The sequence below is a fragment of the Streptococcus sp. DD13 genome, assembly GCF_001578875.1.
Classification (GTDB): domain Bacteria; phylum Bacillota; class Bacilli; order Lactobacillales; family Streptococcaceae; genus Streptococcus.
The window spans coordinates 344,768-361,313 of the sequence record NZ_KQ969506.1; the positions used below are offsets into that span (position 1 = coordinate 344,768).

Annotated in this window: 11 protein-coding genes; 4 read left to right on the plus strand and 7 right to left on the minus strand. The window is 42.3% G+C overall.

Annotation, left to right across the window (positions count from 1 at the left end; genetic code table 11):
- The first annotated feature begins 36 nt into the window (after positions 1–36).
- A complete protein-coding gene (locus STRDD13_RS01510) occupies positions 37–447 on the plus strand; it encodes an acyl-CoA thioesterase (protein WP_067100968.1) in 411 nt (136 codons plus the stop codon).
- A gap of 290 nt (positions 448–737) precedes the next feature.
- Here the strand turns inward: STRDD13_RS01510 and pulA are convergent, their stop codons facing one another.
- Positions 738–2,807: a type I pullulanase gene (pulA, locus tag STRDD13_RS01515; protein WP_067100971.1), complete on the minus strand. Its 2,070-nt coding sequence runs from the start codon at positions 2,805–2,807 to the stop codon at positions 738–740.
- 187 nt (positions 2,808–2,994) lie between these two features.
- Between pulA and glgP the strand changes: the two genes are divergently transcribed.
- Complete coding sequence (glgP, locus tag STRDD13_RS01520) at positions 2,995–5,268, plus strand: glycogen/starch/alpha-glucan family phosphorylase (protein WP_067100974.1); 2,274 nt, start codon at positions 2,995–2,997, stop codon at positions 5,266–5,268.
- Positions 5,269–5,371: 103 nt separating this feature from the next.
- Here the strand turns inward: glgP and glgB are convergent, their stop codons facing one another.
- The 4 genes from glgB to STRDD13_RS01540 all read right to left on the minus strand — a co-directional run bounded on the left by glgB (position 5,372) and on the right by STRDD13_RS01540 (position 11,135).
- The gene (gene glgB, locus STRDD13_RS01525) at positions 5,372–7,264 is read right to left on the minus strand and encodes a 1,4-alpha-glucan branching protein GlgB (RefSeq protein ID WP_067100977.1); all 1,893 of its coding nucleotides are present in this window, start codon (positions 7,262–7,264) and stop codon (positions 5,372–5,374) included.
- Between the two features lie 173 nt (positions 7,265–7,437).
- Entirely contained in the window at positions 7,438–8,886 is a 1,449-nt protein-coding gene (glgA, locus tag STRDD13_RS01530) for a glycogen synthase GlgA (protein ID WP_067100980.1), read from the minus strand.
- Between the two features lie 9 nt (positions 8,887–8,895).
- Positions 8,896–10,011, minus strand: a complete 1,116-nt coding sequence (gene glgD / locus STRDD13_RS01535; RefSeq protein ID WP_067100983.1) for a glucose-1-phosphate adenylyltransferase subunit GlgD — start codon at positions 10,009–10,011, stop codon at positions 8,896–8,898.
- Positions 10,012–10,022: 11 nt separating this feature from the next.
- Positions 10,023–11,135 (minus strand): glucose-1-phosphate adenylyltransferase, encoded by a 1,113-nt coding sequence (locus STRDD13_RS01540; protein ID WP_443031067.1) that lies wholly within the window; start codon positions 11,133–11,135, stop codon positions 10,023–10,025.
- A gap of 236 nt (positions 11,136–11,371) precedes the next feature.
- On the opposite strand from STRDD13_RS01540, the gene nox reads away from it, so the two are divergent.
- Positions 11,372–12,751 (plus strand): H2O-forming NADH oxidase, encoded by a 1,380-nt coding sequence (gene nox / locus STRDD13_RS01545; protein ID WP_067100989.1) that lies wholly within the window; start codon positions 11,372–11,374, stop codon positions 12,749–12,751.
- Between the two features lie 361 nt (positions 12,752–13,112).
- Positions 13,113–14,039 (plus strand): hypothetical protein, encoded by a 927-nt coding sequence (locus STRDD13_RS01550; RefSeq protein ID WP_067100992.1) that lies wholly within the window; start codon positions 13,113–13,115, stop codon positions 14,037–14,039.
- A 192-nt stretch (positions 14,040–14,231) separates the two neighbouring features.
- On the opposite strand, the gene STRDD13_RS01555 is transcribed toward STRDD13_RS01550, so the two are convergent.
- Together STRDD13_RS01555 and maeA are read right to left on the minus strand one after the other, a co-directional pair.
- Positions 14,232–15,506, minus strand: a complete 1,275-nt coding sequence (locus STRDD13_RS01555) for a 2-hydroxycarboxylate transporter family protein (protein WP_067100995.1) — start codon at positions 15,504–15,506, stop codon at positions 14,232–14,234.
- A gap of 21 nt (positions 15,507–15,527) precedes the next feature.
- The coding region (gene maeA, locus STRDD13_RS08650) for an oxaloacetate-decarboxylating malate dehydrogenase (RefSeq protein ID WP_231852535.1) at positions 15,528–16,546 on the minus strand (1,019 nt) is incomplete at its 5' end.

Sequence of the window (16,546 nt, forward strand, 5' to 3'; positions counted from 1 at the left end):
GATAGTAGATTCTAGAGAAAAGAAGGCACTTTCCTTATGAAAGATTATTTGCATCAAGTACAATATTACGAAACGGATGGCATGCGGATTGCCCATCATTCCAATTATATTCGCTGGATGGAAGAAGCACGGATTGATTTTTTTCAGCAAATTGGCTGGGCCTATGATCGCTTAGAAGATACAGGAGTCTTTTGTCCGATTGTATCGGTGGAGGCCAGATATCTTGGGATGACCAAGTTTTCTGATTGGGTCAAAATTCAAGTCCGCTGTACAAAGCTATCGAGTGTGCGCATCACCTTAGATTATGAGATGCGAACCGTCACAGATGAATTGGTCTTTCGTGGACGGACTGAAAATACCTTTTTACGTCAAGACCGGACCTTTATCCGCTTAAAGAGTGATTTACCGGAGCTTTATCAGGCTCTAGAAGCTATTTTAGTAGACTAGTCCGTCGATTGGTTCATCAAAAAACTTTTTCAATCGTTGTAAATGCCTGTCGTAGAATGCTTTTATTCTATCGCAGGCATTTTTGACATATTTCTAACTTAGATTTTTCAGAAAAGGCTCCTTGCGTCAATTTAATCAGGAATCGAAAGGAGTTGTGCTCCATTTACCAGACGGGACTAGGAAAGAAGATATCGTGTATATTTAGCAAGAAATGAAAAGAACTATTCGAACACGCGACCGTAGGGATTCCCCCTCTTCACATGGTTGACATGTCTGAATAGTCATTTTCGTTAACGTAAAATCAAGAGAGTTTGACCACCAAGTTGGACGTTCTCTTGCACGATTTGCTCTCCGACAAATGGGTAGCGGACGAGCAGGGTTTTTTCGGTTTCGAGAGGGTAAGTGGCTCCTTCTTGTCCAAAATTGATCACAATCTCAAGAGTTTCATTCTCCGCCTGAATCTTATATCGGAGGAGAGTCTCACTAAGCCAATAAAAATCAATTTTCTCAATAATGTCTTCTCTCGACGAGAAAGTCAGCTCTGGATGATTCTTTCGAAATTGAATGAGTTTTTGGATAAAGGTGACATCTTTTTCAAATAGGTTAGCACGGGACCAGTCCAGATGATTGATGGTATCGGGACAGTTATAGGTGTTGTCTAAGTTATCCTTTGTCCGGAAAAATTCTTGACCAGAATGAAGAAAGGCGGTTCCTTGAGAAAGGAGGACCAGCTGAAGTCCGAGGCGCGCGATATGAATTTGATCTTCCGGGGTGAGATCCGGTCTTTTTAGGTGAATATAATCAAAAAAGGTTGCATTATCATGACATTCGATATAGTTGACGGTTTGCTGAATGGTTTGATAGCGACCATTTTTTAAGGCTGCACCGATGGTCCCTGTTAGGATGTCCTCGATTCTCTGACGATGATGGATGTCTTGGAGAAGCTGTGGTTGAACTAAGGTCTCCTTTAGGGTATCTCGATAAAGATCGTTAAAGAAGCCAATCTGTGGAAGTTGCTCCGCATTGTACTGGTGTGCTAATAATCTAGACTCGAGTCCAGTAGCCATCTCCCACCCTTCTCCGTAGAGGTAAACGTTCGGGTAACGTTTCTGAAGTTCTTGTGCTACTTGATTCATCGTTTGGATGTCTAAAATCCCCATCAAGTCAAACCGGAACCCATCAAAACCATAGAGGTCTAACCAAATAGTAAGCGAGTCTTTGATGTACTTGCGGATCATCAAACGTTCGCTTGCCATATCATTTCCACAGAAGGTACCATTCGTTTTGCGATGATGCTCATCGACGCGATAGCAGTAGCCGGGAATGATTTTTTCAAAGGCATAGGTATCAATGTCATAGACATGATTGTAGACGACATCCATGATAACCGATAGGTCTGCTTGATGGTAGAAGTGAATGGCTTCTTGTAGCTCGATGATACGCGCATAAGGATCATTCGGATTGGAGGCAAAGCTTCCTTCGGGGACGTTGTATTGGACAGGATCGTATCCCCAATTGTAGACCAGCTCAGGGTGATCCTCATCGACACTGCCAAAATCATAAAGGGGCATCCATTGGACATGGCTAACACCCAGTTTTTTCAAATAGTCAAAGCCGATTTTTTTCCCATTCAACTGAGGTGACTCTGTTAGAGCTTGAAAAGGACCTCCTTTAAAACCAGCCTCTTTATCCGAACTAAAGTCACGGACGCTCATCTCATAGATTACAGCTTCTTGCTTGGGAACTTGCGTTCGTGCACGCTTGACAGGTTGAAAACGTCCTTTGTCTATGACATAACTCCTCTTAGAGTTTGCTTCTGAAGATAGGGCATAGGGGTCATGGACACTCACCCATTGGTTATTGACCTTATGCAAGTAGTGATAAGCTTGCCCGTCGTAGTCTCCTGAAAGAGTGAGCGTCCATATTCCACGCTCTTTCCTTACTAGTGGTTTTGTCTCGTTTCCTATTTGCAGAAGGACGGATTCGGAGATAGGAGCCCAGAGGGTAAAAGTAGTGGCTTCTGGTGTATAGTTAGCCCCTAGATCAGATCCATTGTAAAAAAAGTGCTGATCGAAGGCTGCGGTACGAACAATAGAGCGATATTCCAAAGTAGTATGATTCCGGTCGTGATCGTAAATTTCGTAAAAGGTATCCAGATCGAGATCCTCACTTGCCTGCAAGTGATAAATGACTTCCTGATTTACTTCGAGGGAGTGTTGCAATTGCAACTCCTGACCGAGATGTTTTTCGCCCTTTTTCGTGATAGTAAAGGTAAGGTGCGAATGCTCAAAGTGGTGGGGAAGGTGAATGCTAATAGTTCTTAAGTCGTCTAAATAGGCTGTGAATCTTCGAAAAGCCATCCTAGAAAATCTCCTTTGAATTTCGTTACGTCAATATTATAATCTAAAAACAAGCGCTTGCATAGCAAAAAGAGTCCATCCATTGAAAAAATTCTAAGATATTGTGAAAAAGTAGCCAGAACCTCATGCACAAAATGAGTTTTTAGGGTAAAATAGATAGAAAGAATGGAAAATGAGGAGTCACGACATGATAAATTTGCAGAACTTTGTGCAAGCTCGCTATGCCAAGCGGATTGAGGATTGTTCGGACCAGGAACTGTATTATGCTCTCCTGGCTTTTACCAAACAAAGAAGTGAGGCAAAATGTACCAATGATCAAAAGAAAAAGGTCTATTATATCTCAGCTGAATTTTTAATCGGAAAACTGTTGTCTAACAATCTGATCAATCTTGGGGTGTATGATGAAGTGAAGCAGCAGTTAGCAGCTGCAGGAAAAGATTTGATTGCTATTGAAGAGTTGGAGATGGAACCTTCTCTTGGAAATGGTGGTTTAGGTCGATTGGCGGCCTGTTTCTTGGACTCGATTGCAAGCCTGGGCCTCAATGGTGATGGAGTTGGCTTAAATTATCACTTTGGGCTATTTCGTCAGATTTTTGAATACCACCAACAGTCCACTATCCCGGATAGTTGGATTACGGAGCAGTCCTGGTTGACCAAGTCACCGATTTCCTATCAGGTTCCTTTTGCAAACTTTACTCTGACTTCGCAGCTCTTTGATATTGATGTACCGGGCTATAAAACAGAACGAAAAAATCGACTTCGTCTGTTTGATGTGGCTTCTGTGGACAATAACATTGTGTATGATGGGATTGAATTTGACAAGGAAGACATCTTCCGCAACTTGACGCTCTTTTTATACCCAGATGATTCCACGGATCAAGGAAAAATTTTGCGTATTTTCCAACAATATTTTATGGTCTCAAATGCGGCCCAACTCTTAATTGATGAAGCAATCGCGAAGGGTTCAAATCTTCATGACCTAGCGGATTATGCGGTGATTCAGATTAATGATACCCACCCATCCTTGGTCATTCCAGAATTAATCCGACTGCTAGAATTACGAGGTATTTCCTTCGATGAGGCGGTGAATATTGTCCAGTCTATGACTGCCTACACCAACCATACTATTTTATCAGAGGCATTGGAGAAGTGGCCACTGGATTTCTTATATCGAGTTGTCCCACATTTGGTGCCCTTTATTGAAGAATTGGACCGTCGTGCCAAGGCTATAAAAGATCATCCTGCTGTGAATATCATTGATGGCGAAGGTCGCGTGCATATGGCGCATATGGACATTCATTATGGCTATTCGATCAATGGTGTCGCCGCCTTACATACCGAGATTCTTAAGAATTCCGAGCTTAAGGCTTTTTATGAACTTTATCCAGACAAGTTTAATAACAAAACAAATGGAATTACCTTTAGACGCTGGCTGATGCATGCCAATCCTCATTTGGCCCAGGAATTAGATCGACTGCTAGGACATGGCTATCACCATGATGCAACGGAACTAGAAGGGTTGCTTGCGATTGCGGACAAGGATTCCTTTAAGACTGCTTTAGAGGATATCAAAGCGCATAACAAACGGAAATTACAACGTCACCTGAAGAGAAAACAAGGGTTAGATATTAATCCGAATTCTATTTTTGACGTACAGATTAAACGGCTACATGAGTATAAACGCCAACAAATGAATCTCCTTTACGTCATCCATAAATATTTGGAAATTAAGGAGGGCAAGATTCCTAGTCGCCCGTTGACTGTATTTTTTGGTGGGAAAGCCGCACCTGCCTATACGATTGCACAGGACATCATTCATTTGATCCTGGTCTTATCGCAGGTGATTGCCAATGATCCAGAAGTGGCACCTCATCTTCAGCTCGTTATGATTGAAAATTATAACGTCACAGAAGCCAGCTTCTTAATCCCAGCGGCAGATATTTCTGAACAAATCTCCCTCGCTTCTAAGGAAGCTTCTGGGACATCCAACATGAAGTTTATGTTAAATGGAGCCCTGACCCTTGGGACTTTGGATGGAGCGAATGTAGAAATTGCAGATTTAGTTGGCGATGACAATATCTATATCTTTGGAGAGGATAGTCAGACTGTCATACAGCATTATATGGATGGTAGTTATCACTGCAGAGACTATTACGAGCGTCCGTCCATCAAGCCTTTAGTTGATTTCATTACGTCTGACGTTGTCCGTCAAGCCGGTGGAATCGATGAGAGACTATGGCGCCTGCAAGAACGGTTGCAGAATGAGGATTACTTTATGACTCTCTTAGATTTGGAAGATTATATCCGTGTCAAAGATCGGATGCTGACAGATTATGAGGATCGAGATGCTTGGTTAGACAAAGTAATTGTCAATATTGCTCAAGCTGGATTCTTTTCAAGTGATCGGACTATTGAGCAGTACAATCAAGACATCTGGCACTTAAAAAGAGAAGAAAACTAAACGAACATGACCCCTGAAAAGACTTTTGAAAAGGGTTCGTTATCCGGACAATCAAAAAGCCAATCCTGTTTTGATCAGATTGGCTTTTTTGATGTGGTCTTCTTCAATGCATGTGTTTGGAAAGGGATCCTTTTTTTATTTCAGTTGCAGGTGTTTCTTGGGGAAGTTTTTTAAAATAAAAACTTGTATAGCGTGGGATGGTCAGTTTTGTTTTTCCATCCGTGACCTGTAAATTAAAAGTAGCGGTTGGAACAGCATTTGAAGAAAAAATCAGTCGATAAGTTCCATCATCGGGTAGGTCTAATTCGACATCAAACAATTCCTGATCATTGAAATTGTTAACGATGAGAATTTCTTCGTCATCCGACATGCGCCTAAAGGCATAAAGATTGGCTTCGGGATCAATTTTGACCCAATCAAAGCCTTTTTCGTAGGCTTGAAAATCGTATTTCCAAAAGGCATCATGATCTCTATAGAGCGTAAGAAGGGTCTTCATCATTTGATGAAAGCTTTGGTGAACGGGGTAATTTAATAACATCCAGTCCATTTCCCTATGTTCGTGCCATTCGCGAATGTGTCCCCACTCATTGCCCATAAAGAGGAGTTTTTTTCCTGGATGAGCATACATAAAACTATAGTAGACCCGTGCTTGATGAAACTGATCTTCATAGTCTCCATTCATTTTTTCAACAATAGAAAGCTTTCCATGGACTACTTCATCATGTGACAGTGGCAAAATGAAGTGTTCATTTTGGTTGTAATACATGCCAAAGGTTAGTTCATTGCTGTGAAATGGTCGGTAAATCGAGGAACGGCTCATGAATTTAAGGGAATCATTCATCCAACCTAGATCCCATTTGAGATCGAAACCGAGCCCCCCTTGATCCAGAGGATGAGTTACTCCAGGATAGCTGGAGGAATCTTCTGCAATCATGAGGATACCTTTATGTTCCGTATGAAGAAGGGCGTTGACCCGTTTGATAAAATCAATCGCTCCGTGATTCAGTTTGTCTTCTTCTGTCTCCCCACGCCAGTAGAGGATGTAAGACAAGGCATCCACCCGAATTCCATCAAAGTGGAACTCTTTTAGCCAGTAGCTGGCATTTGAGAGGAGAAAAGAGCGCGTAGTGCCCTTTGCGAGGTCAAAGTTTGCGGTCCCCCATTGATGATTTTCACGATCGGATTCCTTAGGGTATTCGTAAAGTGGAGAGCCATCAAACAGGTAAAGACCATGCGCGTCTTTACAGAAGTGAAGGGGAACCCAATCTAAGAGGACACCGATTCCCGCTTGGTGACATTGGTCGATCAGGTATTTCAGATCGTCTGGTTCACCATAACGACTGGTTGCACTATAATAGCCTGTAACCTGATATCCCCAAGAGCCATCAAAAGGATGCTCCATGATCGGCATCAATTCGATATGAGTAAAACCGTTGCTCTTTACATAGTCAATCAGGAGGGGAGCGATTTCTCGATAACTGTAAAAATGATCAGTAGAAGGGTCGTCCTTTTGTTGTTTGGGATGTTTTTGTTTCCAGGACCCTAAATGAACTTCATAGATGGAAAGAGGTTGGTTTTCGTATGAGGTCTCGAGTCGTTGATTGATCCAGTCTTGATCTTGGAAATCATAGTGGCTCTGGTAGGTGAGAGACGCAGTGTGAGGTCGGATTTCACTCCAAAAGGCAAAGGGATCGGACTTGTAGAGCCACTGACCATCTTTCGTGTGAAGGAGGTATTTATAGGCTGTTTGTTCCAAGACCCCTAGGATAGGAAGAGAAAAGTAGCCATCTCCTTCAGTTAACATGGGATGTTGCTTTTCCCACTCATTAAAGTCTCCCACTACATAGACTGCTTGAGCGTTTGGGGCATATAGTCGAAAGTGGAAGCCGATTCTTTTTTGATTTTCAAAAATTGGGTGTGCTCCCATCTTCTCATATAAGCTTGTATGCTCTCCAGATTGGAAATAATAGTGATCCAGCTCACCAAATGTTGACATGATAACCTCCTAAAAGCGACAGGCTAAAATTGGGTTCTGTAGGAAAGAGCATTCCTGATCCCAAAATAGAAAATGTTTCAAAATTACTATATTTGATCGTTTAAGAATAAGAATCGACATCTTGCTTCGATAATTAGCGTTTGGGTCTCCCCAAACGCTAATACACAAGATAACTAGGATACTAATTGATCGTAAAGAAGGAGATATTTTTGAGCCGATGCGGTCCAAGAAACATCTTTCTCCATGGCTTGTTTTATCAATTTCTGCCAGTCTTCAGGGCGGTTGTAGTAGGTATCAATGGCCAAACCAAAGACTTGAAGCATACTGTGTGCTTGTTTACCAGCAAAACTAAAGCCTGTTCCAGTCCCGTCAAATTCATTATAGGCTTCTACTGTGTCTTTCAGCCCGCCAGTTTCTCGAACCAATGGAAGGGTCCCGTAGTGCATGGAAATTAATTGACTAATGCCACACGGTTCAAACATGGATGGCATAAAGAAGAGATCAGAAGCAGCATAAATCTGATGCGCCAGGGGCTCATTATAGCCACGATAAAAAGCAAACTGTTGCGGATATTTTTCCTTGTAAAAATGGAATGTGTCCTCAATCGCCTCCTCACCGCTTCCAAGGACCACAAATTGTGCTCCAGAAGCGAGGAGTTCATCTAAATGATGGGCCATAAGATAGAAGCCCTTTTGCCAGGTAAGACGAGACACAACACCAATCAGAAGAACATTGGGATTTTGTGGTAGAGCAAACTGCTCTTGTAAGGCGAGTTTGTTTTTCTTCTTATCCTGTAGATTCTTGAAGCTATAGGGCTGAGCTAAATAAGGATCTGTCTGAGCATCCCAAAGATCATAGTCGATTCCATTGACAATGCCTGAGAGGTCATAGTAGCGGCTGCCGAGAACATGGTTCATATTTTCCCCAAATTCATCGGTTAGAATTTCTTGGGCATAGGTTTCTGAGACAGTTGTTACCTTGTCTGCATAGAGGATGCCAAGTTTCATATAGCTAATACAGTTCTCATAAAAGCGAGCCGTTCCGTCTTCATAGTAATGGTAGTTCATGCCTAGGGCTGACCAGAGAGCCTCTTTTGAGAAAATCCCTTGAAAGGCTAGGTTATGGATCGTAAAGACATGGCGAATGTTTCGGAATTCTTCTCGATAGCTGTAGAAGGTACGGCAGAGAAATGGAATCGCAGCCGTATGCCAGTCATGGCTATGGATAATATCTGGGAAAAAATCCAAGGCTTCTAATAACCGACAGGTAGCGTGCTGGAAAAAGCCGAAGCGGATGGCATCATCATCGTATCCATAGAGCTCATCACGCTCGAAAAAGTCTCTGTGTTCAATGAAGTAAAATTGAACCCCGTCGACGTTTTCGGTGTAGACATTTGCCAGGGTATGGATGTCTCCAGCATTGACATCAAAAGTCGTCACATACTCAAAGCGACCATGGTCTTGGATTGCCATTTTTAAATAGAGAGGCAAGACTACTCTGACATCTTGTCCTTGTAGAACGAGCTCTTTTGGAAGGGAGCCAATAACGTCTGCCAGTCCTCCGCTTTTGATATAAGGAAGTCCTTCGGATGCTACAAACAGGACTCGTTTCTTTTTGGTCATCGTTGCCTCCTAAATGATACTATTTGAGCGGATATAGACAGGTTTATTATCCTTACCAATGATTTCTACGGCATGTTTAATATCTGTAGACTTGTCTATGATGGCATTTTCGATGTAAGCACCTGTCCGGATGTGAACCCGATTTAAAATAATAGAATTTTTAATAGTGACACCATCTTCTACCACCACATCACGGTCAATGACAGAGTTTTCAATATGACCGTTAATGATACTACCATTTGCAAGTAAGCTTCCTCTGACCTCAGATAAAGGGCCGTAAAGAGTAGGAGAAGAATCGCCTGTCCGCGTGAAAATTGGCCAGTTGGGCTTAAAAAGAAGCTTTCTTTGCTTGGCATCGATCAACTCAAGTTGGGTATTGAAATAAGTTTCCTCGTTGTTGATACAAGCGACATAGTCTCGATGAGCGTATCCGTAAATCTTGTATTCGTTGACGACGTCGTGTAAGATATCTTTCAACCAATAGAGGGATGAGACTTGGTTGGCACGCTTGATGAGGCCGATAAAAGTCTCGCGACGCATGAAGTATGCTTCAAGAGAGACAGGACGGTTCTTATATTTTCCATGATTTTCTTGGAAGTTAACGATTCGCTTGTCATCTCCAAACACGATGGTCGAACAACCGATGAAGTTTTCACGGGCGTTGTTGACATTCTTGTAAAGAACAGTGATATCTGCTCCGGTCCGTTCATGATCTTCCTGGAGTTCGGTATAGTCTTGGCTGTAAATAAAGTAACTAGGGGCGATGAGAACAAATTCTTTATTGGAATCTTCAATATAACGGAGATTATCCGTAAAGGCCCGCACATCATGCTGGTAAATCGGAGAACTATCTAGTTCGCTATGGAGAAGACGGAGTTTTCCTCGCTTGCTATTGATGTTGTAGTGCTGACCCGTTCCAACGTGCTGAATGGTGGAGCGACTGTTTGCCGGCATATAAACTTGGTATTCAGAAATACCTGAGTTAGACATATTGGACAGGACAAAGTCAATCAATCGATACCGGGCAAGAAAACTAAAAGATTGTGCAGCCCGATGAGACATGACCTTGCCAAAATTTACATTGGTACCTTCAATATTGACAATTCCGAGTGTATTTTTTAACATAGCCATCCCCCTTATTTATTTACATTTCGATCGACTAATAAGATTTTCTCAGGACTACCCGCTACTTCGACATCCTCGGAAATTTGGACGTTTTCAGAAACGATAGCATGATCCACCTTAGCCCCGCTTTGGATGCGAACACCTGGTAACAAGACAGAGTTGGTCACAATCGCCCCTTCTTCGATAATGGCGTCTGTCGAAATGACAGAGTGCTCAGCGTGTCCATAGATGATTGCCCCTTTATCAACGTAAGCAGAACGAACTACTGCGTTTTCACCGATGACTTGAGCAGGAGACCCCTTGTCCTCAGAGTAAATCTTCCAAGTAGAGTCAGACAAGTTGAGCTGATCAGAATGGTCAATCAAATCCATATTAGACTCCCAGAGACTGTTAACCGTTCCAACATCCTTCCAGTATCCTTTGAAGGGATGTGCCCAGAGACGGCGGCCATCTGCTAGATATTTCGGGATGATGTCATGACCAAAGTCATGTGAGGATTCTTCGTTTTTATCATCTTCTTGGAGATACTTTTTAAGGGTTTTCCAGTTGAAGATGTAAATCCCCATCGAAGCGAGATTGCTTTTTGGTTTGGCCGGTTTTTCTTCAAACTCGTTTATCCGTAAATCTGCGTCGGTATTCATGATTCCAAAGCGAGAAGCTTCGTCAAGTGGAACCTCGATAACAGCAATAGTAGCATCTGCCTGATTTTTTTCATGCGTTTCTAACAACTTGTCATAGTTCATTTTATAAATGTGGTCCCCAGACAAGATCAGAACATACTCTGGTTCATTTAAATCAATGAAGTCAATATTCTGAGTGATGGCATCAGCAGTTCCCTTGTAAAGTCCAAAACCTTCGATTTTTTCGCGAGGAGGAAGAACAAAAATTCCAGATCCTTGCGCATCCAATCCCCATCTTTGTGACTGAGATACATAGGCATTGAGCAAAATCGATTCATACTGTGTCAGGACACCGACAATTTCTAGTCCTGAATTGGCACAGTTACTCAGAGGAAAATCAATAATGCGATACTTTCCACCATAAGCGACTGCTGGTTTTGCAATCTTTTTCGTTAAACTTTCTAAACGGGTGCCTCTACCACCAGCTAGGATCATCGCAAGCATTTTGTTACGAGCCAAATTTCCGTCCTCCTTATCAGATATTACGCTATTAGTATAGCATAAAAAGAGGCGTTTTGAAAGCGATTCCCATGTTTTTTTGAAAGGTTTCATGTATTTTTGTTTTAAAATGTTTTAGAAGACTTTTCAAAAAAATTGTGAATTCATGAGCATATTTTTTGAAAACGCTCTACTTTTTCATTATAATGACATTGTACAATATTATTTTGGAGGAATTCTCTATGTCAAAAATCGTTGTTGTTGGTGCCAATCACGCTGGTACAGCATGTATCAATACCATGCTAGATAATTTTGGGAATGAAAATGAAATCGTTGTTTTTGACCAAAATTCAAATATTTCCTTTTTAGGATGTGGGATGGCACTTTGGATCGGGGAGCAAATCGATGGTCCAGAAGGACTTTTCTACTCAGATAAAGAAAAATTGGAAGCAAAAGGTGCTAAAGTTTACATGAACTCACCAGTTCTTTCAATTGACTACGATAACAAAGTTGTGACTGCAGAAGTTGAAGGTAAAGAACACAAAGAGTCATACGAAAAATTAATCTTTGCAACCGGTTCGACACCAATTTTACCACCAATTGAAGGGGTAGAAATTGTGAAAGGCAATCGCGAATTTAAGGCGACCCTTGAAAATGTTCAATTTGTAAAATTGTACCAAAATGCTGAAGAAGTCATTAAAAAACTGGAAGATAAGAGCAAACACCTTGAACGAATCGCTGTTGTTGGTGGCGGTTATATTGGTGTAGAGCTTGCAGAAGCCTTTGAACGCCTTGGAAAAGAAGTGGTTCTAGTGGATATTGTCGATACCGTCTTAAATGGTTACTACGATAAAGATTTCACAGAGCTAATGGCGAAAAACCTAGAAGAAAACAATATTCGCTTAGCGCTTGGTCAAACTGTAAAAGCAATTGAAGGTGATGGAAAAGTAGAACGTTTGGTGACTGACAAAGAAACCTTTGATGTAGACATGGTGGTTCTTGCTGTTGGTTTCCGTCCTAACACTGCACTTGGAGATGGCAAGATTGAACTTTTCCGTAATGGTGCTTTCCTTGTAGATAAGAAACAAGAAACATCTCTTCCAGGTGTCTATGCAGTAGGAGATTGTGCGACTGTCTATGACAATGCTCGTAAAGATACTAGCTATATTGCACTTGCCTCAAATGCTGTTCGTACAGGTATCGTAGGTGCTTACAATGCTTGTGGCCATGAGTTAGAGGGTATCGGCGTGCAAGGTTCAAATGGTATTTCCATCTATGGTCTTCACATGGTTTCAACTGGATTGACGCTTGAAAAGGCTAAAGCAGCTGGCTATAATGCGGTAGAAACAGGTTTTAATGACCTTCAAAAACCAGAATTTATCAAACATGACAACCATGAAGTAGCGATTAAAATCGTCTATGATAAAGATAGCCGTGAAATCCTAGGTGCTCAAATGGTTTCACGTGATTCGGCGATTTCAATGGGAATTCATATGTTCTCCTTGGCAATCCAAGAACATGTAACGATTGAGAAATTGGCTTTGACAGACCTATTCTTCTTACCACACTTCAATAAACCATACAACTACATTACGATGGCAGCCCTATCTGCTAAAGACTAATAGAAGCTTGTAGTGGAGAGGCTGGGACAAAAGTCCTAGCCTCTTTTTGTTTTTGGATTGTCGCGCAAGACGCAGTGGTTGATTGGGCTCGACTAGCCTGATTTCATCTGTTTTTATAGCCCTAGTCAACTGTGCGGAGCTGGGACGACGAAATCGAATTCGAACGAATGACCGATTTCTGTCCCACTTTCTTTTTTATTTTTTTGATTTGGCCTGTAAGAGTAGGAGCAGGTCCGTTTACTTTCTTTCAAAGCCCGAATGAACCATCGGATTTTCACTATTATCAGGTTCTTTTACTAGCGAGAGTGCTTTGAAAAAGGTATAATGAATTGATAAGTTCGATATAAAAAAGGAGGACCCTATGTCCCGGGTACCAAATCGCAGACAACCGAAACAGCGCCAATTGGGAATTTGGATTGGTTTAGGTATTAGTTTGATATTAGTTTCCATTTTTGCTGTCATTTTTTTCACGATATGGAGTCGCCAAAATACGGTCAATAATGCCAATTTAGGTCGCAGCACGTCACAAAGCGCTACTTCAAAAAGTCAGACAGAGTCGACGGTTTCTTCATCTACGACAACTTCTCAGGCGGGGACCATCTTTCCTTCTACACTTTTGGGGACCTGGTCTATCTATGATCAAAATATGCAGACTCAAATTCGCATGACTTTCTCTGAAAATGGAAAAGTGGAAACGGTGATTGGAAATGCCCAGTACATCTCCCAGGTAAAGCAAACCATTCAGGTCGGAAGTGGTCTTTATCGCTATGTTTTAGAGGACGATTCTCAAACGGCCGCCTTAAGTCCTGGTGCTCAGATTGGTGGGGCTTATGTCAAATATGATTTTGGGATTCGGATCTCATCAGACGGCATTCAACCTGTTATTTGGCAGGCTGCAAGCAACGAGTCCTTTGATTACAGTCAACCTTTACAATCACGTGAAGATTTGATATTAACCAAAAATGGCACCTCTACGGATAAAACATCCTCTCCGATACGGGAAGATCGCTCCGTAGATACAAGAAGCTTAACGACTGAACAAGTGAATAACTGGGCTATTGCAGCCTATCGACAAGAAAATGGAACAGATAGCTCCAACTCAGACTATCAGGCATCTAGTTGGATGGGGGACGATCATCTGGTCTATATACGGGTTCGTCCTTCTTCCCAAAGCACATCACCAGCAGCTACCGGTGGTTACTATCGGGTCAATGCAAATGGATATCTAGAAGAATCCACTGATTCTGGTCAAGTATGGACAGTCATCAGCCGTTATTATCTCTATTAGATTTTATTGGAGAGAAACAGTCGCCTATTGGAGGTGGCTGTTTTTTTGCTTTGTTGGAAGAACCTAGATTTGTGAGTTTAAAGGGGGCCAATTCTTTCTACAGATGGTATAGGATTGAAGGAGCAGGGAATAACAAAAAGACTCCATCATTTCTATAGCCGTTTTGACTGCAGAAATGACAGAGTTTTTTAGTTATGAAAGGATAGAAGCCAGCAATCCACCTAAAATTAAGATAATGGCACCGCTAAGTCGATTGGCCATTTGGGCAAAGGCAATCATTTCCATACGATCAGAGGCTGAAAGTACCGCAATATTTCCTGTTCCGCCCATGGAGTTGTTGATCATTCCAGATCCAATCGCTGTTTCAACTGGATAGAGGCCAACCATTTTTCCGATCAAGGCTGAAGCAAGGCCCATCGCAACTACGGAAGTCAAGCTAAGGAGGATGAATTCCCAAGTCATGGCTTTAGCAAGTGTTGAAAGGTCAATAAGAGAGAGACCAATCCCAGCCAAAACGGCATGAGTCAAGTTCGTCATGATCACTTGGTTAAACATGACGACACAGTTTTCAAGAGCCTTCGGCACAGCATTGAGAGCCTTGAGGATGAATACGATAATAATCATGAAAGCATAGCTATGAATTTTGGGAATAAAGGCATTACAGATAACACCGAGCAAGAAAATGGTGAAAGCAAACATCATACCCACTCCAATTTCGCTTGGGTCCAGGGTCAGTTTCTCTTTTTTTAATTCGTCCTTATTGACGGGGATGAGAACGCCGTGACCATTATATTTGCTGTTTGCAAATACCTTTGCAATCATGACTGCACCGATAATAGCTAGGATATTCCCAAGGGTTGTAGCAGGGGCTAACTGGGAGAAAATATCTGTTTGATTTGCATGAAGGTTGGCTGCATAAATCTTGGAAAGGGGTAAAATCCCAGCTCCCATGCCTCCGACCATTTGAGGGAAGGAAACATAGAGAATGGAATGCCCAAACCCTTGTCCAAGAAGAGCACCTACCGCACCAACTGAGAGAGCTCCTACAACCATGGCTACAAGAGAGACAGGGATAAAACGGGCAGATGCCTTGACCAAAAGATTTCGATTCATGCCAAGGATAGAGCCACAGATGAGAGCGGCAATATAAAAGTCCAAGAATCCGAAAGAATCTCCTAAGAAGCCCTTAGTTGCTACTATGATGTCACTTGGAATGACGTGGAAAGTAGCGAGCAGGGTCGCACCAAGTAGGGTAAAGACAGAGCCTCCGCCCAGGTAAGAGTTCATAATCGGAAGTTTCTCACCAATATAGTAGAGAAGATGCCCCATCACGACCAATAAAAGGGTGATTCCAAGCATATTGAGTGGGAGTTTCCCCATAGCAATCGTCACCGCAAGAACGATGACGATGAATGCATATAGAGGAAGACTGACACCGGAAATTTTGATGTTGTTCAATTTTTTCATGGTTGTTCAGTCAACTCCTTTTTAGTAGGTTGGATACCATTTAAGGTCACGGACAGCTTTTGCCATATCTGTTTCCTTAGCTTGCGCCAAACCTTGTTCTTGAGCTTTCTTAGCAACAGCTTCAGCAACCTTGATGGACACGTCAGCTACATATTGGAAAGGAGGGAGAACAGGCGCACCTGGTTGACCTGGATTGACGATACCGGATAAGGAGTGAGCAGCTGCCCCAATCATTTCGTCTGTCAAAAGACTAGCTTCAGATGCTAACATTCCAAGACCCAGACCTGGATAGATCAAAGCGTTATTGGCTTGACCGATTTCATAGTCCACACCCTTGTAGCTGATAGTTCCTGAAGGGACACCGGTCGCCACAAAGGCTTTACCGTCTGACCATTCGATGACTTGTTGGGCAGTTGCTTCTAATTTCTTGGTTGGGTTTGAAATTGGGAAGATCACGGGGCGTTCTGTATTTTGGCACATGGCTTCGACGACTTCTTTTGTGAAGGCACCTGGGTTTGTGGAAGTTCCGACCAAGATGGTTGGTTTCACAGTTTTGATTACTTCAAGAAGACTGGTCATGTCTCCTTTTCCTTCAAAGTCAGCACGTTTTTTAGCAAATGGTTTTTGAGCTGGCGTTAAATCTTCCATATCGTCAAACAAAAGACCTTGTTTATCAATCATGAAGAAACGTTTGTAAGCTTCTTCTGGATCAAGACCTTCAGCAACCATTTCCGCATGAACACGATCTGCAATACCAGCACCGGCAGAACCACCACCATAGCAAAGGTAAACTTGGTCTGTCAATTTTTCACCCGTGATGTCCATCGCTCCAAAGATACCACCCAAGACAACGATACCTGTTCCTTGGATATCATCGTTGAAGGTTGGGATTTCTTTCTTGTAGCGGTTCAAGATATCTGCTGCGTTTGAACGGCCGAAGTCTTCCCAGTGAAGGTAGAGTTTAGGGAAAAGATTTCCAGCCGTTTGAACAAATTGATCGACAAAGGCATCGTATTTTTCACCACGAACCCGTTCATGAC

Excerpts from the sequence above, each read along its gene's own strand:
- STRDD13_RS01510 (WP_067100968.1), top strand. The coding sequence starts at position 37 with ATGAAAGATTATTTGCATCAAGTACAATATTACGAAACGGATGGCATG.
- pulA (WP_067100971.1), bottom strand. The coding sequence starts at position 2,807 with ATGGCTTTTCGAAGATTCACAGCCTATTTAGACGACTTAAGAACTATT.
- glgP (WP_067100974.1), top strand. The coding sequence starts at position 2,995 with ATGATAAATTTGCAGAACTTTGTGCAAGCTCGCTATGCCAAGCGGATT.
- glgB (WP_067100977.1), bottom strand. The coding sequence starts at position 7,264 with ATGTCAACATTTGGTGAGCTGGATCACTATTATTTCCAATCTGGAGAG.
- glgA (WP_067100980.1), bottom strand. The coding sequence starts at position 8,886 with ATGACCAAAAAGAAACGAGTCCTGTTTGTAGCATCCGAAGGACTTCCT.
- glgD (WP_067100983.1), bottom strand. The coding sequence starts at position 10,011 with ATGTTAAAAAATACACTCGGAATTGTCAATATTGAAGGTACCAATGTA.
- STRDD13_RS01540 (WP_443031067.1), bottom strand. The coding sequence starts at position 11,135 with ATGCTTGCGATGATCCTAGCTGGTGGTAGAGGCACCCGTTTAGAAAGT.
- nox (WP_067100989.1), top strand. The coding sequence starts at position 11,372 with ATGTCAAAAATCGTTGTTGTTGGTGCCAATCACGCTGGTACAGCATGT.
- STRDD13_RS01550 (WP_067100992.1), top strand. The coding sequence starts at position 13,113 with ATGTCCCGGGTACCAAATCGCAGACAACCGAAACAGCGCCAATTGGGA.
- STRDD13_RS01555 (WP_067100995.1), bottom strand. The coding sequence starts at position 15,506 with ATGAAAAAATTGAACAACATCAAAATTTCCGGTGTCAGTCTTCCTCTA.